The 19,292-nt window shown below is 71.6% G+C and carries 17 protein-coding genes; 7 read left to right on the top strand and 10 right to left on the bottom strand.

The window, feature by feature from the left end; translation table 11 throughout:
* Nucleotides 1-3: 3 nt before the first annotated feature.
* Both BLS97_RS20600 and tatB read left to right on the top strand, forming a co-directional pair.
* Nucleotides 4-1,488: a S1C family serine protease gene (locus BLS97_RS20600; RefSeq protein WP_090479953.1), complete on the top strand. Its 1,485-nt coding sequence runs from the start codon at nt 4-6 to the stop codon at nt 1,486-1,488.
* A 171-nt stretch (nt 1,489-1,659) separates the two neighbouring features.
* Complete coding sequence (gene tatB / locus BLS97_RS20595; RefSeq protein WP_172832315.1) at nt 1,660-2,214, top strand: Sec-independent protein translocase protein TatB; 555 nt, start codon at nt 1,660-1,662, stop codon at nt 2,212-2,214.
* Nucleotides 2,215-2,289: 75 nt separating this feature from the next.
* Here the strand turns inward: tatB and BLS97_RS20590 are convergent, their stop codons facing one another.
* Nucleotides 2,290-3,429, bottom strand: coding sequence for a P-loop NTPase (locus tag BLS97_RS20590; protein ID WP_090482787.1), 1,140 nt, complete (start codon nt 3,427-3,429; stop codon nt 2,290-2,292).
* Nucleotides 3,430-3,505: 76 nt separating this feature from the next.
* Between BLS97_RS20590 and BLS97_RS20585 the strand changes: the two genes are divergently transcribed.
* Nucleotides 3,506-4,030, top strand: a complete 525-nt coding sequence (locus BLS97_RS20585; protein ID WP_090482784.1) for a general stress protein — start codon at nt 3,506-3,508, stop codon at nt 4,028-4,030.
* A gap of 4 nt (nt 4,031-4,034) precedes the next feature.
* Here the strand turns inward: BLS97_RS20585 and corA are convergent, their stop codons facing one another.
* Nucleotides 4,035-5,114 carry a magnesium/cobalt transporter CorA gene (gene corA / locus BLS97_RS20580; RefSeq protein WP_090479946.1) on the bottom strand — a complete coding sequence of 360 codons (1,080 nt, stop codon included), beginning with the start codon at nt 5,112-5,114 and terminating at the stop codon, nt 4,035-4,037.
* A gap of 83 nt (nt 5,115-5,197) precedes the next feature.
* On the opposite strand from corA, the gene BLS97_RS20575 reads away from it, so the two are divergent.
* Together BLS97_RS20575 and BLS97_RS20570 are read left to right on the top strand one after the other, a co-directional pair.
* Nucleotides 5,198-6,061, top strand: a complete 864-nt coding sequence (locus tag BLS97_RS20575) for a PHP domain-containing protein (RefSeq protein WP_090479943.1) — start codon at nt 5,198-5,200, stop codon at nt 6,059-6,061.
* 4 nt (nt 6,062-6,065) lie between these two features.
* Entirely contained in the window at nt 6,066-6,371 is a 306-nt protein-coding gene (locus BLS97_RS20570) for a hypothetical protein (protein ID WP_090479939.1), read from the top strand.
* Nucleotides 6,372-6,496: 125 nt separating this feature from the next.
* Here the strand turns inward: BLS97_RS20570 and BLS97_RS20565 are convergent, their stop codons facing one another.
* The 3 genes from BLS97_RS20565 to BLS97_RS20555 are packed head-to-tail and all read right to left on the bottom strand — an operon-like array spanning nt 6,497 to nt 10,522.
* Complete coding sequence (locus BLS97_RS20565; protein WP_090482781.1) at nt 6,497-7,399, bottom strand: alpha/beta fold hydrolase; 903 nt, start codon at nt 7,397-7,399, stop codon at nt 6,497-6,499.
* Between the two features lie 5 nt (nt 7,400-7,404).
* Nucleotides 7,405-8,859, bottom strand: a complete 1,455-nt coding sequence (locus BLS97_RS20560) for an Rv3212 family protein (protein WP_157695583.1) — start codon at nt 8,857-8,859, stop codon at nt 7,405-7,407.
* Nucleotides 8,860-8,905: 46 nt separating this feature from the next.
* Nucleotides 8,906-10,522 carry a DEAD/DEAH box helicase gene (locus tag BLS97_RS20555; RefSeq protein WP_090479932.1) on the bottom strand — a complete coding sequence of 539 codons (1,617 nt, stop codon included), beginning with the start codon at nt 10,520-10,522 and terminating at the stop codon, nt 8,906-8,908.
* A gap of 211 nt (nt 10,523-10,733) precedes the next feature.
* On the opposite strand from BLS97_RS20555, the gene BLS97_RS20550 reads away from it, so the two are divergent.
* Nucleotides 10,734-11,399: a ferritin-like fold-containing protein gene (locus BLS97_RS20550; RefSeq protein ID WP_090479929.1), complete on the top strand. Its 666-nt coding sequence runs from the start codon at nt 10,734-10,736 to the stop codon at nt 11,397-11,399.
* A 10-nt stretch (nt 11,400-11,409) separates the two neighbouring features.
* Here BLS97_RS20550 and BLS97_RS20545 read toward each other — a convergent pair whose 3' ends face one another.
* Entirely contained in the window at nt 11,410-13,302 is a 1,893-nt protein-coding gene (locus BLS97_RS20545; protein WP_090479926.1) for a S9 family peptidase, read from the bottom strand.
* Nucleotides 13,299-13,976, bottom strand: coding sequence for an MOSC domain-containing protein (locus BLS97_RS20540; protein WP_090479922.1), 678 nt, complete (start codon nt 13,974-13,976; stop codon nt 13,299-13,301). The genes BLS97_RS20545 and BLS97_RS20540 overlap by 4 nt, the downstream gene beginning before the upstream one ends.
* Before the next feature lie 77 nt (nt 13,977-14,053).
* Here BLS97_RS20540 and rlmN point away from each other — a divergent pair, with 77 nt between their 5' ends.
* A complete protein-coding gene (gene rlmN / locus BLS97_RS20535; RefSeq protein ID WP_090479919.1) occupies nt 14,054-15,166 on the top strand; it encodes a 23S rRNA (adenine(2503)-C(2))-methyltransferase RlmN in 1,113 nt (370 codons plus the stop codon).
* Here the strand turns inward: rlmN and BLS97_RS20530 are convergent.
* The 3 genes from BLS97_RS20530 to hrpB are packed head-to-tail and all read right to left on the bottom strand — an operon-like array spanning nt 15,163 to nt 19,272.
* The gene (locus BLS97_RS20530) at nt 15,163-16,434 is read right to left on the bottom strand and encodes an ArgE/DapE family deacylase (protein WP_090479917.1); all 1,272 of its coding nucleotides are present in this window, start codon (nt 16,432-16,434) and stop codon (nt 15,163-15,165) included. The genes rlmN and BLS97_RS20530 overlap by 4 nt on opposite strands.
* A gap of 1 nt (nt 16,435) precedes the next feature.
* A complete protein-coding gene (locus BLS97_RS20525) occupies nt 16,436-16,747 on the bottom strand; it encodes a DUF2631 domain-containing protein (RefSeq protein WP_231988228.1) in 312 nt (103 codons plus the stop codon).
* A gap of 41 nt (nt 16,748-16,788) precedes the next feature.
* Complete coding sequence (gene hrpB / locus BLS97_RS20520; RefSeq protein WP_090479913.1) at nt 16,789-19,272, bottom strand: ATP-dependent helicase HrpB; 2,484 nt, start codon at nt 19,270-19,272, stop codon at nt 16,789-16,791.
* Nucleotides 19,273-19,292 lie beyond the last annotated feature (20 nt).

Genomic DNA, 19,292 nt, shown 5'->3' with positions numbered 1-19,292 from the left:
GGGATGACACCACCACCTGCCGACCCGACCGCGAACGGGCGGCCGACGCTGGCGCCCCGGCCGCTGTGGCGCCCGATCGTCGACCCGGCCCAGTCCGCGGCGTTCGGCCGCCCGGCCGGCGTCCCGTCCTCCTTCCATCCCCTGGGTTCGCGTCCTCCCGGCCCGGCCCTGCCCACCGGGCCGGCCGTTCCCGAGATGCTGGCCGACGCGTTCGGGCGTCCGGCCGGCGGCGGTCCGACGCTGGGACGCGCGCCGGAGGACCCGCCGACGGTCGAGTCGGCCCGTCCGCCGTCCGACCCGTGGCGCGACCCCGAGGCATCCGTCCGGCTGGGCGAACCGGCCCTGACGCGGCCCCGGCCGGAGATCGTCGAGCAGCCGCCGGTCGAGCGTTTCACCTTGCGCCAAGCGCTGTTCGATCGCCGGATCCGTCCCGGCGGATTGGTCCTCCTGCTGGTGGCGGCCCTGGTCATCGGTGGTGTCGGTGCGGCCATTGGGGTGTGGGCGGGCGGTCGCCTTCCGGCGCTGTCCACCGACCCGACCTTCCAGATCGCTGGGTCGTCGGCGGCTGTCGACCGTGCTCCCGGTTCCGTCGCGCAGGTCGCCGCTAAGGTCACCCCGGCCGTGGTGTCGATCGAGGTGCGCGAGGGCGACACCGGGGACACCGGGTCCGGGGTGGTGATCGACGGCAAGGGTTACATCCTGACCAACAACCACGTGATCTCGCTCGCCGCCACCGACAAGGCGGCCCAGCTCACCGTGGTCTACTCCACCGGTCAGCGGGTGCCGGGCACCATCGTCGGCCGCGACCCGGAGAGCGACCTCGCCGTGATCAAGGCCAATGTCAGCGGCGCGACGGTCGCCACGCTTGGCGATTCGTCGAAGGTGCTGGTGGGTGATTCGGTGATCGCGATCGGGTCGCCGCTGGGACTCTCCGGCACCGTCACCACGGGGATCGTCTCCGCGCTCGACCGGCCGGTGCGGCTGTCCGGTGGGGGCACGGACACCAACGCGGTGATCGATGCCGTGCAGACCGACGCCTCGATCAACCCGGGCAACTCCGGCGGTGCGTTGGTCGACTCCACCGGTGCCGTCATCGGGATCAATTCGGCGATCCGCACCCTGGGCGGCGACAGCAGCGGATCGATCGGACTCGGCTTCGCCATCCCGATCAACTATGCGAAATCCGTTGCCCAGGAGCTGATCCGGACCGGCAAGGTGGTGCACTCGACGATCGGGGTCAACGCGAAGTCGGCGACCGACGGCGCCACCGACGGCGCGCAGGTGCAGAACGTGGTCGACGGAGGTCCGGCGGCGAAGGCCGGGATCGAAGAGGGTGACGTGATCACGAAGGTTGGGGCGCGCGCGGTCGGGAGCGCGGACGACCTGGTGGTGGCCGTTCAGGCCCACGAACCGGGCCAGAGCGTGCCCGTGGTGCTCACCCGAGGTGGCAAGACCCTCACGGTCCAGGTGGTTCTCGCCGCCGAATGACCCGTTGCCTCGCCGTCGCCGCCGGACCACGGACCGCCCTCGGTAGGATGGGTGAGCGAAGATCGGTGTGACAGCAGGTCGGGCCGGAAGAACGAAGTACGCATCAACGCCCGCGGTGAGCCATCGCCGGCAGATGCCCGATCAGGGACGGAGTCCGGTCAGATGTTCGGCATGTCCTGGGCAGAGATCGCCATCATCCTCGTCGTCGGGATGTTCGTACTGGGCCCGGAGCGGATCCCGGTCGCCGTCAAGTGGGTCAGCAGCACCCTCCGGTCGGTCCGCAGCATGGCGGCCGGCGCACAGGAGCAGTTGCGGGGCGAATTCGGTCCGGAGATCGACGAACTACGCCGACAGATCGCCGATCTGCAGTCGCTCAAGGAGATCCAGGAACTGCGGAGCCTGCGCGACCTGAACCCCCGCAGCATGATCACCAAGAACCTGCTCGGCGAGGAGTTCTCCGGCGGAGTGTCGGGCTTCCTCGGGCTCAACGGCATCAAGGATGCCCTGAACGCCACCGGTTCCGGCGCCGCCCCGGAGTCGCCGGGAGAGCCGCCGCCCGGCCAGGCGGCCGCCGTCCCGGCGGTCACGGTGAACCAACCGGGCGCCCGCCCGGAGCCGGTCCACCTGGTCAAGGACGTTCCGCCCGCGACCGCCGAGCCGGTCCACGTCAACGACCCGAACGCGAACGCCGCCGCGCCGGTGTCGTTCGACGTGGATGCCACCTGAGCTTGTCGGGTCGGGCCGGGTTTGCCGTGGCTCGGTTCACCTTGGCTCGGGCGACGTCGGTCCGGTCAGCGACGGTCAGCGTCGAGCCGGGGCGATCCCGAGCGAGACCCCGACCAGTGGGCGCTGACGGGCGGCCAGGTCGTCGGCGACGCGCTGCAACGCCACGGCGGCCGGCGAGGTCGGGTCCGAGATCACCAGCGGAACGCCGGCGTCGCCGGCCGCCCGCAGCGAGACCTGCAGCGGAATCTGCCCCATCAAGGGGACGGTGGTGCCGGTGACCCGGCCAAGCGAGTCGGCGACGACCTGACCGCCCCCGGAGCCGAAGAGGTCGAGCACGGTGCCGTCGGGCAACGTCATCGCGGTCATGTTCTCCACCACGCCGGCGATGCGCTGGCGGGTCTGCAGCGCGATCGAGCCGGCCCGTTCGGCCACCTCGGCTGCTGCCACCTGTGGGGTGGTGACGACCAGGATCTCGGTCGTCGGGATCAGCTGAGCGGTGGAGATGGCGATGTCGCCGGTGCCCGGCGGCAGATCGAGCAGCAGCACATCCAGGTCACCCCAGAACACGTCGGCCAGGAACTGCTGCAGCGCACGGTGCAACATGGGCCCACGCCAGACCACCGGGGTGTTGCCGTCGACGAACATGCCGACACTGATCACCTTCACCCCATGGGCCTCCGGGGGCAGGATCATCTCGCCGATCCGCGTCGGCCGCCCGGTGACGCCGAGCATCCGCGGGATGGAGAAGCCGTAGACGTCCGCGTCCAGGACTCCGACGGCCAGTCCCTTGGCCGCCAATGCCGCGGCCAGGTTGACCGTGACGGTGGACTTGCCGACACCGCCCTTGCCCGACGCGATGGCGTAGACGCGGGTTCGTGATTCCGCGCGGGCGAACGGGATGTCCTTGGTGGCGCCGCCTTTGAGCCCGTCGCGCAGGGCGGTCCGTTGCGCATCGGTCATCACGCCGAGCGTCAGACGGACCTCGGAGACCCCGGGGACGGCCCGTACGGCGGAGGTGACGTCCTCGGTGAGTTTGTCGCGCAGCGGGCAGGCGGCGATGGTCAGCAGGACGGTGAGTTCCACGATGCCGTTGTCACTGACGTCGACCCGGTCGACCATCCCCAGATCGGTGATCGGGCGGCGGATCTCCGGATCCTTCACGGCGGCCAGAGCGGTGCGGACGGCGGCGGTGAGTTCAGCGGCGGTGGCGGGCATGACCTTCACATTACGGGCGATTTTTTGACCCGGGCTACACATCGGATGCACACCTTTCTGTGTCAGCATGATTCTCATGACATCGCCATTGGGCACGTCGCAGATGCGATTTCGATCGGGTGCCGTCGGCCCCGCGCTCCCCACTCCGCCGACCGGCTTCGCGGTCGCTGCCTATCCGACCTACGCACAGGCCCAGGAGGCCATCGAACACCTGGCGAAGAACGATTTCTCCATCGAGGACGTCACCATCGTCGGGACCGACCTGCAAATGGTCGAACGTGTGACCGGCCGTCTGACGGCCGGGAAGCTGGCCGGCGCCGGCGCGGCCTCCGGGGCCTGGTTCGGGTTGTTCGTCGGCCTGTTGATGAGCTTCTACGGCGGCACCAACGCCGGGTTCGCGCTGATCGCGGTGTCGGTGGCGATCGGCGCGGTCTTCGGTGCCGTGATGGGCTACCTGGGATATTCGGTCGCCAAGGGCCGACGCGACTTCACCTCGTCCTCGCAGGTGGTGGCGCGGCGGTACGACGTGCTGTGCCAGCCGCGGACGGCCGAACAGGCGCGGAACCTGCTGGCCCGGATGGAGCTCGGCGGCCGGGTCTGAGTTCTCACAGCCAGCGCTTGCGCCGCAGGAACAGGTACAGCAGCGAGCAGATGAAGGCGATGCCGAGGATGGCCATCGGGTACCCGAAGCGCCAGTGCAGTTCCGGCATGTGATCGAAGTTCATCCCGTAGATCCCGGCGATGGCGGTGGGGACGAGGGCGATCGCGGCCCAGGCCGAGATCTTGCGCATGTCCTGGTTCTGCCGGTTCGCCACCTCGGCCAGCGCGGCCGAGATCAGTGTGGTGAGTATCTCGTCGAACGTCGAGATCCGTTCCGCCACATGGGAGACGTGGTCCTCCACATCGCGGAAGTACTCCCGGACGGCGTCCGGGATCAACGGATTGGGCGTGGTCGACAGTGACCGCAGCGGCCCGGCCAGGGGAGCCACGGCCCGGCGCAGACGGAGCACCTCCCGCTTGAGTCGATAGATCTGCTCGGTGTCCACGTCCTGGTCGGGATCGAAGACACTGCTTTCCATCTCGTCGATGTCCTCCTCGATCTCCCGCACAACGGCGACGTACTCGTCGACCACCCGGTCGGTGATCGCGTGCAGTACGGCGGCCGGACCGAGGGCCAGTTGCTCCGGATCGGCCTGCAGGCGGCGCCGCAGGTCGGCCAGCTCGGAATGCTCGCCGTGCCGGACGGTGACGATGAAGTCGTGACCGAGGAACACCATGATCTCGCCGCTGGACACGACGGTCCCGCCCTGACTGGTCGCGCTCACGTGGTCCTGGAACTTGACGGTCTTGAGGACCAGGAACAGGTAGGAGCCGTAGCGGTCCATCTTGGGCCGTTGGTAGTCGTGCACCGCGTCCTCGACGGCCAGCTCGTGCAGGTCGAACGTCTCCATCACGCCGGCCAGTTCTTCGTATGTCGGCTCGTGGAAGCCGACCCAGACGAAGCCGCTGCCGGTCTGGCGTACCCGCTGCAGTGCGGTGACCGGGTCGTTGCACGACGAATCCTTGACGCCGTCGACGTAGGCGGCGCAGTTGACCAACGCTCGCCGCTGTGGCTTGACCAGGACCGGCGGTTGGGGCTTGCGCCCGATCGTCATGAAGCCCGGAAGTGGTGGCAGGACAGGCATGGTGCCCTCCTTCGACGTCGGTAGCCGGGCCCACGGTACCGCGGTGGTCGGACCGCGCTCCAGCGACGGGCAGGATGAGGGTAATGCTCATCGACCTGCACACCCATTCCGATGCCTCCGACGGCACCGACACCCCGGCCGGACTGGTCGCCGAGGCCGTCGCGGCCGGTCTCGACGTGCTCGCCATCACCGACCACGACACCACCGGTGGGTGGTCCGAGGCGGTTGCGGCGCGGCCGGCCACACTCGGGCTGATCCGCGGGTCGGAGTTCTCGACCCAGGTCAGGGCGGACGGTCACGCGGCCAGCATCCACCTGCTCGGGTACCTGTTCGACCCGGACGATCCCGCGGTCGTGGCCGAACAGGCCCGCCTGAAGGCGGAGCGCCGTCGGCGCGGGTTGGCGATCGTCCAACGCATGATCGATGGGGGGCTGCCGATCACCGCGGACCAGGTGTTGCGCATCGCCGGCAATGCCCCGGTCGGTCGACCCCACATCGGCCGGGCGCTGGTCGAGTCGGGGGTCGTCGGTTCGGTGGATCAGGCGTTCGCCTCGCATCTGTCCGGGCGCGGGCCGTACTACGTGCAGAAGGTGGACACCGATCTGCTCTCCGCGGTGCGGATGATCCGGGTCGCCGGTGGCGCCAGCGTGATCGCGCATCCCCGGGGCCGGGGTGAGGGGCGGGTGCTGTCGGCCGATTTGATCGGCACCCTGGCCCAGGCGGGTCTGACCGGGCTCGAGGTGGAGCATCCCGATCACAGCGAGGCCGATCGCGCCGAACTCCGGGAGATCGCGGCGCGGTTCGGCCTGCTGGCCACCGGTTCGTCCGACTATCACGGTCACAACAAGAAGCTCCGGCTCGGCCAGGAGTCGACTGCGCCGGATGTGCTGGCCGCCCTGATCGCGACGACGAGTGGCGTGACGGCGCCCTTGGGGCCGGTGAGCTGAGGCGGTGGCTCTCCCGCGAATCCTGCGGACGGTCGAGGCGACCGCCGGGCTGCTGTCGGCCGGGGTACTGCTCAGCGGCGTCGTCCTGGCCGTGTTGGCCGCGGTTGCGCCGGCGCTCATCGGCGGTTCCGGCCTGTCGGCCACCGACGGACCGCGGCTCGACCGGATCCTGGTACCGCTGATCGTCGGCGGGGCGGGGGAGTCGATGCGCTTGTTCCGCCCGCGTTGGAACACCCCGGTCCGGGCGGTCGCAGCGGTGGCCGTGGTTGTTGCGAGCCTGCTCGCCCTGTGGTGGGGCTGGTGGCGGTAGACCGGGCGGGTTCAGGGGCACGTGACCGCCGGCATGGATCAACTTCGGCGTTATGGGACGGGTGGGACAGAAGTGAACAAGTTCAGCCCTGCCTGCGAAATTGATCCACGCCGAACGGGGACCTGCTACTGCTGGCTGGTCCAGCTCCGCAACAACGGCAGGAGCAGGTCCAGCAGGGCATGGGGCGCTTCGACGGCCGGCGAGTGAGCACCGCCGGGCACCAGCTGGAGCTCGGTCCCGAGCGTCCGGGCCATGCCGCGCTGGACGTCCAGGGGCCAGGCGTCGTCGGCCTCGCCGGCGATGACCCGCACCGGAATCCGGCGTTGGTCCAACTCCGCGGCCAACTCGTCGGTCCGGTCGGGCTCGGTCAGCAGGGCCTGGCCCATCCCGAGCAGGGCCGCTTCGCTGGAGGCCAGGAACCGCCGCCGGAGGAACTGGGCGAGCGGCGCCGGGTCCTGCGGATCGAGCCCGGCGGCCCGCTGGCCACCGTCGTACAGGGCCGCCGCGCCGTGGGTGCGGAGCACCGGCGCCCCCGCAGTCAGGGCGTCGTACCGGTTGCCGTGGCTGAACGCGGCCGGCCCGGAGCACAGCAGGATCAATCCACCGATCGGGGCCCCGTCCAGGACGGCGGCCCGGGACACCAGGCCGCCGAAAGAATGGCCGAGCAGGATCACCGTGCGGTCCAGCGCCAACCCCTCGATCACCGAGGTGATCACCGGCCCGAGAGCGGTCGGGGTGTAGGCCGTCTCGTCGTCCGGGCCGGCGGATTCGTTCTGACCGGGCTGGTCGATGGCGATCGCCACGAACCCGGCCCCGACCAGCGGATCCAGCAGGGGGGCGAAGTCCTCCTTCGATCCGGTGTACCCGGGCACCAGCAGCACCACCGCAGCCGTTGCGCTGTCCTCCGGGGACGCGACGAGCGCTGCCAGCGGGCCGGCCGAGGACTCCACCACCGTGCGCAGCGCGACCGACGGAGTCAGTTGCGCGTGCGAGGAGGCGACGCGCAGTGGGGCGGAAGACTCGGTCATGTTCGTCATTCCAGTCCGACCACGGTCGAGCCGCGGTCCTCGATGATCATCTTGCCGATGGCGGTGGCGTCCACCCGGCCGGTGTAGGAGCCACGATCGACCTTGATCACCGTGCCGGGGGTGGTCCCGGGGCCAGTGGACGCGTCGAACACCGACAGGCCGGCCTTGGTCGGGAGCAGCACGCGATTGCCCAGCGTGGCCGGCAGGCCGAGCGCATCCGCGGCGACCCAGTCGAGCTTCAGGTCGATGACCGTGACCGTGGTGGGTGCCGACGACGACGGCTTCAGCACGTCGCTGATGTTGGACGAACTGGTCACCGTGCCGCCGCCGAACGAGGTCTTCGGCGCGATGGCGTCGACGCTGGGCGTCGAGATGGCCAGTACGTGTCCGCCGATGAACGAGTAGCGCTCGTCCTGGGTCTGCACGGCCGGAGTGATCTTGACCGGCGCCTTCACCGAATCCGCGGCCTCGATGGCCGCGGCCGGGATGTCCACCGGCGTGGTGGAGGTCTTCTGGCCGGAGGCGTCGTAGACGACGACGGCCGGGGTCGGTGCGGAGACCAGGACGGCAACTCGATCGGCGGTGATGCCGACGATCCGGGCCGCGCCGGCGCCGGTGTCGATGTCGACCCGGATGCTGTGCTCGAAGGTGTCCCATCCGCTCGGATGGTCGGCCACCGACCCCGGGTCATCGAAGTTCAGGACCACGCGGGCGTTGGCCCCCTCCGCCGGGCAGTGCTCGACGGTGGCGAACTGGTTGCTGGCCAGGGCCAGGTCGGTGAAGGTGCACCCGAGCCGGGACTGACCCGCCTTCGGCGGGTTGATCTGATTGCCGTACTGGATCGTCCGGACCAGGTCGAATCGCCACACCTCGATCCGGTCGGGACCGAGCCATCCCGCGTAGGGGCCACCGAAGGCCAGCGCTCCCTGCCGCTCGTTCGGTGAGGTCCGGACGTCGCCGCGGGCTCCGGTGACCGGGTCGAAGGTCGTCACCTGGGAGCAGAAGCCGTTCTCCTCGTACACGGTCGCGATCCCGGCGACGGAGCCGCTGGAGCCCATGTCGGTCGGACCGACGTCGCCCGATCCGACCGCGCAGAGCGTCCGGTTGGACCGGCTGTAGGACCACCGCTGCACCCCGGTGTAGGCGTCGCGGGCCACCATCGTGGTCTTGTTCGTGGTCACCACCACGCCGGACGCCGAGGCGACCGCCCCCAGCGTCGGGTCGGTCGGGGCGATCCACTGCTGGGTCAGCGCCGTCGGCACGTTCGAGGTCGGGGACGGGATGGTCGCCGCCGACCAGGCGCCGGACGGGCCGTTCGATGGGCTGGTGGTGTGCAGGCTGGTGTTGGCGATGTCGCTCGAGGAGTACACGACGAAGCCGATCGCCACCACGGCCAGGGCGAGGCCTACGGCGATCGCGCGATCGCGCAACCGGCGCGGGCGAAAGGGTGGTGAAGTCACCGCGCGAGCCTACGCAACGAGCCCGCAAGCTCCGGGTGAGGCCGGCTCACTCGGCGGCGGGAGCCGGAGCAGCGGTGGTTGCGCCGGCGTCGCCACCGCGGGTACGACGGCGTGACCGCTTCCGGCGGGGGGTGGCCGGTGCGTCTCCGGTCTGGTCGGCGACGGTGTCGCTGGCCGCCGGCGTCTCCGGCGTCCGGCGGACCTCGCCGCGGCCGCCGGTGCGGGATCCGGTACCGCCGGCGCGAGCCGGTCCGGTGGCCGCCTTGCGGCGCCGGCCCCCGGTCTCGCCCAGGTCCTCGACCACTTCGGCGCCAAGGCCCTCCCGGGTCCGCTGGGACTTCGGCAGCCGTCCGGTGATGCCCTCGGGGATGTCCAACTCGGCGAAGAAGTGCGGCGAGTTCGAGTAGGTCTCGACCGGGTCGGGGAAACCCAGCCCGAGCGAGTCGTTGATCAGCTTCCAGCGGGGGATGTCGTCCCAGTCGATGAAGGAAACGGCCACCCCGGTCTTGCCGGCCCGGCCGGTGCGGCCGATGCGGTGCACGTAGGTCTTGTCCTCCTCGGGGCACTGGTAGTTGACCACGTGGGTGACGTCCTCGACGTCGATACCGCGGGCGGCGACGTCGGTGGCCACCAGGACGTCGACCTTGCCGGCCCGGAAGGCGCGCAGAGCCTGTTCCCGGGCCCCCTGGCCCAGGTCGCCGTGGACGGCGGCGGCGGCGAAACCGCGCTCGACCAGCTCGTCGGACACCTTCTGCGCGGTGCGCTTGGTCCGGGTGAACACCATGGTCAGGCCGCGTCCTCGGGCCTGCAGCAACCGGGCCAGCATTTCGATCTTGTCCAGGGCGTGGGCCCGGTAGACGAACTGCGTGGTGGTGAGGTGGGTCTGTCCCTCGCTGGCCACCTCGGCCCGGATGTGGGTCGGCTGGGACATGAAGCTGCGGGCCAGGGTCAGGATCGGTCCCGGCATGGTGGCCGAGAACAGCATCGTCTGCTTCTTGTCCGGGACCATCGACAGGACCTTCTCGATGTCCGGCAGGAAGCCCAGGTCGAGCATCTCGTCGGCCTCGTCCAGCACCAGCACCTTGATGCCGCCGAGCTGGAGGTGGCCACCGTTGGCCAGGTCGAGCAGTCGGCCCGGGGTTCCGATGACGACGTCCGCGCCGGCGTGCAGGGCGGCGATCTGCGGCTCGTAGGCCCGGCCGCCGTAGACCGCGGTGACCGAGAGACCCAGGTACTTGGCCGCACCCTGGAGGTCACGGGTGACCTGTACGCAGAGTTCGCGGGTGGGCACCATGACGAGCGCTCGCGGCGCGCGGCCGGCGGCCAGCTTGCCGTTCTCGTCCAGGGCGGCGGCGTCCCAGGACAACCGGTGCAGCAGGGGCACGCCGAAGCCGAGGGTCTTGCCCATGCCGGTGCGGGCCTGGCCGATGAGGTCAGAGCCGGTCAGGGCGATCGGGAGAGTCAGCGCCTGGATGGCGAAGGTGCGCTCGATCCCGGCTTCGGTCAGGGCCTGGACGATCCGGGGATCGACCTGCAGGTCGGCGAACGTGGGGGCCTCGGGCGCGACGGGCGCGTCACCGGACAGCGGGTGCGATACTGCTTCCTCGTCCAGCGGGGCACTGTCGGAGTGCTCCAGGGCGACGGGGTCGACGATCTCGGTCATGGGTGGTCAAAGCCTTCCGTGCGGTCCGCGCGCGTTGGCAGTGACGAGAAGATCTTCAAGATTGGGCGACGCGCGCACAATGCGGCGGCGCCGTCCTGGCGCCGCCTGTCGGTACCCATGGTACGTGGCCGCGTCCGGTGGCCCGACGAGGCCGTGCGTCCCGGTCGGGCCTGCCTGCGCGTTCCCCGCCCGGCCCCTTAGGCTCCAAGGCATGACGGAATCAACGGGGACCACCATCGCGGTTCCGCCGGGCACCACCGATCTGCTCGGAGTTCTGGCCTACGGCGAGCTCTCGGCCTTCGACCGGATGGCGGCCGATGCCCGTTACGCCCCCACCCTGTCCGGGCGGATCGCGCTCTCGCAGATGGCCTCGGCCGAGATGGGCCACTTCCGTCGGCTGGCCGCCTACCTCGAACAGCTGGGTGTGGCCGTCGAGGACGCGATGACGCCGTTCGTCGCGCCGTTGGAGGCGTTCCACGACTCGACGGCCCCGCACTCCTGGTTGGAGTCGCTGGTCAAGGCACACGTGGGGGACGGCCTGGCGGCCGACTTCTACCGGGAGATCGCCGAGTGGCTCGACCCGGTGACCCGCGACCTGGTGTTCGAGGTGCTCAGCGACACCGGACACTCCGCGTTCGCCGTCCGCGAGGTGCGCAAGGCCTGCCAGGCCGATCCCCGGCTCACCGGGGCGCTGGCCCTGTGGGGGCGACGTCTCCTTGGTGAGGCGATCACCCAGGCCCAGTACGTCGTCGCCGACCACGACGACCTGGCCACCTTGATCGTCACCGGCTCCGGTGACCTGGCCGGGATCGCCGCCCTGTTCCGTCGCCTGCAGATGGGCCACACCGAGCGGATGAAGTCGCTCGGCCTGGCCTGACCGGCCGCGATCAGGCGCCCAGAATTCCCTGGTAGAACCGCAGTTCGGCCTCGAGCGCCGTCTTCCGGGCCGCGGCCGAACGAAAGCCGTGACCTTCCTCCGGGAAGATGATCAGGTCGTGCTCGATGCCCTTGGCCGCGCAGGCCGCGGCGAAACTCTCCGCCTGATCCGGCGTCACGATCGGGTCCCGTCCGCCCTGGAGCAACAGCACCGGAGTGGCCAGCCGATCCGTGTGCCGCAGCGGCGACCGGGCGTCGAGCACGTCCGGGTCGGAACCGAGAAGGCCTTCCAGATAACGGGATTCGAAGTCGTGGGTGCTCACCAACAGCGCCCTCAGGTCGCCGATGCCGTACGACGAGGTGCCGCCGCCGAACGGATTGCCCTCGGTGGTCAGGGCTCCGAGCACGGTCAGTCCGCCCGCGCTCCCGCCGCTGATGAACGCGATGCCGGCCGATCCGTCGGCCAACAGCCCGGCGGCGACCGTGATGGCGTCGGCGATGTCCAGCTCGGCCCAATGACCCCGCAACGCGTCCCGGTAGGGACGGCCGTAGCCGGTCGACCCGTGATGGTCGACCGCGGCGACCGCGAAGCCGCGGCTGGTGAAGTACGCCGTGGTGGCGCTCAGGGTCCGGTTGTGCTGGGCGGTCGGGCCTCCGTGCACGGTGATGATCACCGGCGCGGGGCCCGGGTCCGCGGAGAAGCCGGGATTCGTGGGCGGGTACACGATGGCGTGCACGCCGTCGAACGTCCGCTCGACGGGGACCGGGGCCAGCCCGGCGGCCAGGGGGATGTCGGATGCCGAGCGGACCACGGACCGGAGACCACCCGGCGTGATCGACACGATTTCGGACGCCGCCACATCGCTGCCGACGATCACGGCCATCCGGCCGGTCCGGTCGGCGGCCAGGTCGCCGGTCCAGGTCCAGGCCGGATCCAGCGCGGTCAACTCGTCGGTGAAGGTGTCCAGGAGGGACGGGCGGCCGTCCGGCCGGACCAGCAACCGGCCCCCGGGGACGGCGGCCCAACTGCGTCGGCCGAGGACCCACAGGGGTGGAGCGAATTCCTGTTCGACCGTGCTCAGGGTGCGGCTCGATCCGGTCCGGGGGTCGATCAGCGTGGGCTGCCACCACCCGGTGGCGTCGCTCATCACCACGACGGAACCGTCCGGCAGGAAACCCGGGTCGACGACCGACACCCCGGGGCCGCCGGCGATCACCCTGATCGCGCCGAGGCCGCCGCCCCGGGCGACCGGGGCCAGGTGGGCGGTCGTGCGGTCCCACGGCATGTCGGGGTGGTTCCAGCTGATCCAGGTGAGTGCGTCGCCGTGACCGGACAGACGCGGGCCGGCCAGGAAGTCCGCCCGCGGTGCGCCGGCCAGGAGGTCGACCACGGCCGAGTCGTCGGTGGCTCCGGCGCCGTTCACGGGGATGCCGACGATCGTCCGGTCCACGGTGCCGAAGGTGCCGTCCCCGCGGTGGGTCTCGCGCACGGCCAGGATCCGCGAGCGGCGTTCGTCCCATTGCAGGTCGGCGTAACGCAAACCCGCCGCCCGGGCCGGCTCCGGCGTCAACGGGACCGGCTGACCACCGGCCGCGAGCCGGTACAGGCGCTGGTCGTCGAGGTTGGCGAAGACGAGATCGAATCCGGACGGCCCCGGGACCGGGAGCCAGGAGGTCCCGCCGTACTCGTGCACCCGGGTGCGGGCGTTCCACGGGCCCGGCAACAGGTCGACGACCTCACCCGCGCCGCCCCGGGTGCAGACCACCACGCGCCCGCCGTCGTCGGGGCGGCCCTCGGACCACCACAGCTGGTCGCCGGCGAAGGCGACCGCTTCGAGCGACCGTCCGGACGCGACGGCCTGGTCGGCGGTGATCGGGGAGGGCCAGAATCCGGGGCGGCTCACGCGTCCAGCTCGATCGGCGCTCGGCGGGCCACCGACCGCTTGGCCTCGTCGGACAGCCCGTCGACGCCGACCAGCCGGGCCAGCAGGGCGGGTTCGACGGTCAGCGCGCGGAAGGCGACCCGGACGGTCACGCCGTGATCGGGTCGGTCGACGACGCGGATCGCATCACCGGCGCCCACCGGGCCCGGGGTGATCACCCGCAGATAGGTGCCGGGAGCCGAGCGCTCGGTGAACCGTTTGACCCACCCCGCTTCGCCCAGGAAGCCGGCAAACGTCCGGCAGGGGATCCGTGGATCGGAGACCTGGAGGACCAGGGTGTCGCCCACGGCCCAACGTTCGCCGACCACGGCGTTCGTGATGTCGAGGCCGATGGTGGTCAGGTTCTCCCCGAAGCACCCGCTGGGCAGATCACGACCCAGCTCCGCCGACCAGGTGTCCAGGTCCTCCCGGGCGTAGGCGTAGACGGCCTGGTCGTCCCCGCCGTGATGCCGGCGGTCGCAGACGTCGTCACCGGCCAGGCCGCTGCCCGCGACGTGTTTGGGCCCGGGTGCGGTGACCATCACCGGATGATCGACCGGTCGCTTGTCGATGCCGGTGTGCGATGCGGAGGTGTGCTCGAACTCCATCGCGCGGCCGATGTTCACCGACAGCACGCGTCTGCCACTCGTCGTCATGGCGTTGAGGTTAGTGGGGGACCGGCGGCCGGCGACCAGCCCGGTCCGGCGTCCACCCGTGGGAGAATGGGCCGGTCATGACGAAACCTCTCCCGCTCATCTTCAACGCCCCCCGCCGCGGCAAGCCGCCGGTGCACCTGGCCGACCTCGACGTCGATGCCCGCAAGGCGGCCGTCACCCAGGCCGGTCAGCCGGCGTTCCGGTCCGACCAGTTGGCCCGCCACTACTTCGGCGGCCTGACCCGCGATGCCGCCGAGATGTCCGATCTGCCGGCGAGCGGGCGTCAGGACTTCGTCGACGCCCTGCTCCCGGAACTGCTCACCGAGGTCCGGTCGATCGCCTGTGACGACGGGGACACCCGCAAGACGCTCTGGCGGGCCCACGACGGCACGCTCATCGAATCGGTCCTGATGCGGTATCCGGACCGGATCACCCTGTGCGTGTCCTCCCAGGCCGGATGCGGCATGGCCTGCCCGTTCTGCGCGACCGGACAGGGCGGGCTGCAGCGCAACCTGTCCACCGCGGAGATCGTGGAGCAGGTGCGGTTGGCCGCGCGTGCGGCACGGGACGGCGCCATGGGCGAGCCGGGACGGCTGTCCAACGTCGTGTTCATGGGCATGGGGGAGCCGCTGGCCAACTACAACCGGGTGCTGGCCGCCGTGAAGATGATCACCGCCCCGGCCCCGCACGGGCTGGGGATCTCGGCCCGTTCGGTCACCGTGTCCACGGTGGGCCTGGTCCCGGCCATCGAGAAGCTGACCGCCGAGAAGTTGCAGGTTCGGCTGGCCGTCTCGCTGCACACCCCGGACGATGAACTGCGGGACACACTGGTCCCGGTCAACGACCGCTGGAAGATCGACGAGGTGCTGCGGGCCGCGCGGGCCTACGCCGACACCACCGGCCGTCGGGTCTCCATCGAGTACGCGCTGATCAAGGAGGTCAACGACCAACCGTGGCGGGCCGACATGCTCGGCGAGCTGCTCCGCCGCCACCTGGGCCAGCTGGTGCACGTGAACCTGATCCCGCTGAACCCGACTCCGGGCAGTGAGTGGGACGCCTCGCCGAAGCCGGTGCAGGACGAGTTCGTCCGGCGCGTCCGGGCCCAGGGCGTGGCCTGCACGGTGCGGGACACCCGCGGCCAGGAGATCGCCGCCGCCTGCGGGCAGTTGGCCGCCGAAGAGCTGGTCTAGCCGACGCCGCAGTGGTCGAGGGCCAGTACGGCCAGGGCCCGCGCGGCGGTGAGCACCTCGTCGATCGGCACCGACTCGCCGGGCCCGTGGGCCAGGGTGACGTCGCCCGGACCGTAGTGCACGGTGGGCACGCCGCCGATGTTGTTCATCAGCCGGAGGTCGCTGCCGTAGGGAGCGCCCCAGCGCTGCTGCGGCCGCGACGAGACCGAGGCGTGCGCCCGGGCCACCGACTGCAGGATGGGCGCACTGTCGGCCGTGCGGGACGACGCGAACTGCCCACCCCACCAGGTCACCCGGATCGGGTGGTCCCGCAGCCACGGATCGGCCGCGCCGGCCGCGCGGACGGCCTCCTCGAAGACGGCCCGGGCCTGCTCGGGTGTTTCGTCCAGGCGGACGCCGTAACGACCCTCGGCGACCAACAGGTCGGGCACCGACGACGACCAGTCGCCGGCATGCACCTGGCCGACCTCGATCGGATAGGGCACGTCCCACCGGTCCATCATCGGATCGGCGCCCACATTGCGGTCCCGTTCGAGCGCCCGCAAGGCCAGGAACACGGGCAGGAACTTCTCGATCGCGCTGACCCCGGCGGTGCGCCGCGACGCGTGCGAGGCCAGCCCCGGAATGTGGAGCCGGAAGGTCAGCGCACCGCCGTTGGCCGGGACCAGATCCAGGGAGGTCGGTTCGGGGATGACGCAGGCGTCGGCCCGCCAGCCGCGGGCCAGGGTGGCGTAGGTGCCGAGCCCGCCGTCCTCCTCGCCGATGACGAAGGCGAGCAGCAGGTCGCCGCGCAGCGGCACCTTCGACGCGGTCAGGGCCTGTACCGCCCACAACGCCGCGACCAGGCCGCCTTTCATGTCGCACGCGCCGCGGCCGTACACCCGCCGGGCGTCGGCCCGGCCGTCGAACGGGGCCTTGGCCCATCCGTTCAGGTCGCCCGGGGGTACCACGTCCACGTGCACGTTCAGCATCAGGGACGAGCCGTCGCCGGTGCCCCGGGCCCGGCCGACCAGACCCCAGGCGTCACTCCGGTCCACCTCGGCGCCGGGAAAGTCAGCGGCGGTGAGGGTTTCGTCGAGCGGGATCTGCCAATGGTCGACCTCGACCCCCAGGTCGGCAATCCGACCGGCCAGGTCCCCGACGATGGAGTTCTCCTCGTCGCTGCCGGAGATGCTCGGCACCCGGACGAGCGAACTCAGCTCACCGACGGCGTCGGCGGCGTGGTCGTCCAGGTATTGCAGGGTCCGGGCACGCCAGTCGGTGCGCACGTCAGGGTCGGATGCGGCGTTCGCGCCGGCGCTGCAGATGGGTCCGAGCCATCCAGGCAGCCATGATCAGGGCGATGAGGACCAGGAAGTAGTCCTCGACGTGGGACTGGTGGTTGCCGATCAGCATCAACAGCAGGCCGACCACGCCCAGGCCCAGCAGCAGGAAGCGTCCGCGCGGGGCGAAGTCGCTCCAGTGTCCGTGCCAGCCCCACTCCTCGCTCGGCGCGTCCGGGTTGTAGGACACGACCGCACCGTGGTGAGCGGTCTCGAGGTCGCCGTGCGAATCGTGCTTCTCGAGATCGGTTCCGGACACTGGTACCTCCTGGACGTGCGGGCGCGGGGCAACTGCTGGAGTCAGTTTCGCACACGCCGGGTGGGCGGGGCGGTGAGCGGATCCTCCGGCCAGGCGTGGCGCGGGTACCGGCTCCGGAGCTGGGCTCTGGCCTGCGGGTAACCCTGCCGCCAGAACGACGCGAGGTCACCGGTGACCGCGGCCGGACGCCCGGCCGGGGACAGCAGGTGCAGCAACACCGGCACCCGGCTGTCGGCGATGCGTGGTGCGTCCAGCCAGCCGAACACCTCCTGGATGCGGACGGCCATCACCGGGCTCCCGGTGCCGTCGAACTCGACCGCGGAGTAGTCGACCCGCACGGCCGAGCCGGACGGGACCTCGAGCCGTTCGGGAGCCAAGGCGTCCAGCCGAGCGGCGGCCGGCCAGGGCAGGAGCCGGCGCAGAGCAGCCGCGGTGTCGATCCGGGCCAGGTCGGACGCTCGCCGCACCCGGGCCAGGTCGGCACCCACCCAGTCCTGGAGGCGGCCCAGCAGGGCCTCGTCGGTGACCGCGGGCCACGGCGGGCCGAGGTGGTGGTGCAGCAGCGCCATCCGGCGGCGCAGCCGGACGCCCGCATCCGTCCACCGGAAGACGGCCGGCCCCGACCGGGCGATGCCATCCAGGACGGCGGCCTCGATCCGGGCCGGATCGGGATCGGTCAACGGCCGTTCGGCCAGCGTGACGGCGCCCAGGGTGTCGCGCTCGCGCAGCAGCAGACCACCTTGCTCCCAACGGATCTCGCGGACCGTCCGCAGCAGGGCGGCGCCGATCTCCCTGGCCGTGGCCTCGTCGATCGGGGCGGCCAGCCGGATGCGGGCGTCGGCCCGGCCGACCGGCCGGTCAGCGGCGGCGATGGCCAGCCAGGGCAGTCCGTACAGCCCGGACCCGGGGCGCAGGGCGGCTCCGGAGCCGCCGCTCATCAGGTAGCTGCCGGTGCCCGGCCGCACCCGGGCCAGCCGGTCCGGATAGGCCAGCGCGGCGATCACCCCGGCCGCGGCGTCGTCCCCGATCCCGGGCCCCCCCGCTCCGGCGGCGGTGCGCAGACGTCCGACCTCCTGACGCCAGCGGGCGGTGGCCGCGGCGTCCCGGCCGTCACGGAGCCGGCGGCGGCGCTGGGCCAGGTCGTCGTCGGTGTCCGAGCCGGTGTCGTCGGACAGGATGGCCACCAGTTCCGCGGCCCGCTCGGCGCCGACCAGGTCGGCGCCGTCCAGCAGCGCCCGGGCCAGCCGGGGCGGGGCCGGCACCTGGGCCAGGCGCCGGCCGCGAGGCGTGATCCGGCCGGTGTCGTCGACCGCGCCCAGGCCGAGCAGCACCTCTTGGGCCGCGGCCAGCCCGGGCCCGGGTGGGCGGTCGAGCAGGGCTAACCCGTCACCGCCCGGATGTCCCCAGTCGGCGGCGGCCAGGGCGAAACCGGTGAGGTCGGCGGTGGCGATCTCCGGGGCCGGGTGCTCGTCCAGGTAGGCCTGCTCGAGTTCGCTCCAGCAGCGGTAGGCCCGGCCCGGTCCCTCCCGGCCGGCGCGTCCGGCCCGCTGGGTGGCCGAGGACTTGGAGACCTTCACCGTGGTCAATGACCCGAGGCCCCGCGCGACGTCGATCCGCGGTTCGCGTGAGAGCCCGGCGTCGACCACGACCGCGACTCCGGGAACGGTCAGCGAACTCTCGGCGACCGCGGTGGTCAGCACCACCCGACGGTGGTTCGACCGCCGCAGGACGGCGTCCTGCTCGGCCGCGCTCTGCCGGCCGAACAACTCACGGACGTGCTCCAGATCGCCCAGACGTCGTGTCACAGCGCGGATCTCGGCCTCGCCGGGCAGGAAGACCAGGACATCTCCGGTGGACTCGGCCCACGCTCGGCGGACGACTGCGGCGACATGGTCGAGCAACCGTGGGTCGACCCGGGCGTCGGCCAGCAGGGGCAGCGGCCGGGGCGGCGGGGCGTAGACGAGATCGACGGCGAACACCCGGCCCGGGGCGTCGATCACCGGGGCCGGGAAGTCCATCGATCCGAGCAGGGCGGCCAGGCGTGTCGTGTCGGGAGTGGCCGAGGTGGCCAGCAGCCGCAGATCGGGGCGCAGGTTGGCCCGGACGTCGAGGGCGAAGGCCAGCGCCAGATCGGTGTCGAGCTGCCGCTCGTGGACCTCGTCGATGATCACCACGTCGACCCCGGCCAGCTCCGGGTCCCGCTGCAGGCGCCGGACCAGGAGCCCGGTGGTCACCACCTCGACCTGGGTGGCCCCGGAGACCCGCCGATCGCCGCGCACCGAATAGCCCACCCGCTCGCCGACGGCCTGCCCGAGGGAGGACGCCATCCGCCGGGCCGCTGCGCGGGTGGCGATGCGCCGCGGCTCCGCGACGATCACCCGACCCCGGTGGGCGTCGGCCAGGGCCAGGGGCAGCACGGTCGTCTTGCCGGACCCCGGAGGCGCGGTCACCACCGCCGTCCCGGACCCGGCCAGCGCGGCCAGCACGGCCGGGACAGCGGCGCGAACCGGGAGTTCCTCTGGCACGCCCGCGACGCTATCTCAGG

Origin of the sequence: Nakamurella panacisegetis, assembly GCF_900104535.1 — a bacterium.
GTDB classification, from domain to species: domain Bacteria; phylum Actinomycetota; class Actinomycetes; order Mycobacteriales; family Nakamurellaceae; genus Nakamurella; species Nakamurella panacisegetis.
This window is presented reverse-complemented; position numbering and strand designations above follow the sequence as displayed.

What these genes read in the sequence shown, in the direction of transcription:
- BLS97_RS20565 (WP_090482781.1), bottom strand. Translation starts at nt 7,399, where the DNA reads ATGACCGAGTCTTCCGCCCCACTGCGCGTCGCCTCCTCGCACGCGCAA.
- BLS97_RS20540 (WP_090479922.1), bottom strand. Translation starts at nt 13,976, where the DNA reads ATGACGACGAGTGGCAGACGCGTGCTGTCGGTGAACATCGGCCGCGCG.
- BLS97_RS20555 (WP_090479932.1), bottom strand. Translation starts at nt 10,522, where the DNA reads ATGACCGAGATCGTCGACCCCGTCGCCCTGGAGCACTCCGACAGTGCC.
- BLS97_RS20600 (WP_090479953.1), top strand. Translation starts at nt 4, where the DNA reads ATGACACCACCACCTGCCGACCCGACCGCGAACGGGCGGCCGACGCTG.
- tatB (WP_172832315.1), top strand. Translation starts at nt 1,660, where the DNA reads ATGTCCTGGGCAGAGATCGCCATCATCCTCGTCGTCGGGATGTTCGTA.
- corA (WP_090479946.1), bottom strand. Translation starts at nt 5,114, where the DNA reads ATGCCTGTCCTGCCACCACTTCCGGGCTTCATGACGATCGGGCGCAAG.
- rlmN (WP_090479919.1), top strand. Translation starts at nt 14,054, where the DNA reads ATGACGAAACCTCTCCCGCTCATCTTCAACGCCCCCCGCCGCGGCAAG.
- BLS97_RS20590 (WP_090482787.1), bottom strand. Translation starts at nt 3,429, where the DNA reads ATGCCCGCCACCGCCGCTGAACTCACCGCCGCCGTCCGCACCGCTCTG.
- BLS97_RS20585 (WP_090482784.1), top strand. Translation starts at nt 3,506, where the DNA reads ATGACATCGCCATTGGGCACGTCGCAGATGCGATTTCGATCGGGTGCC.
- BLS97_RS20575 (WP_090479943.1), top strand. Translation starts at nt 5,198, where the DNA reads ATGCTCATCGACCTGCACACCCATTCCGATGCCTCCGACGGCACCGAC.
- BLS97_RS20550 (WP_090479929.1), top strand. Translation starts at nt 10,734, where the DNA reads ATGACGGAATCAACGGGGACCACCATCGCGGTTCCGCCGGGCACCACC.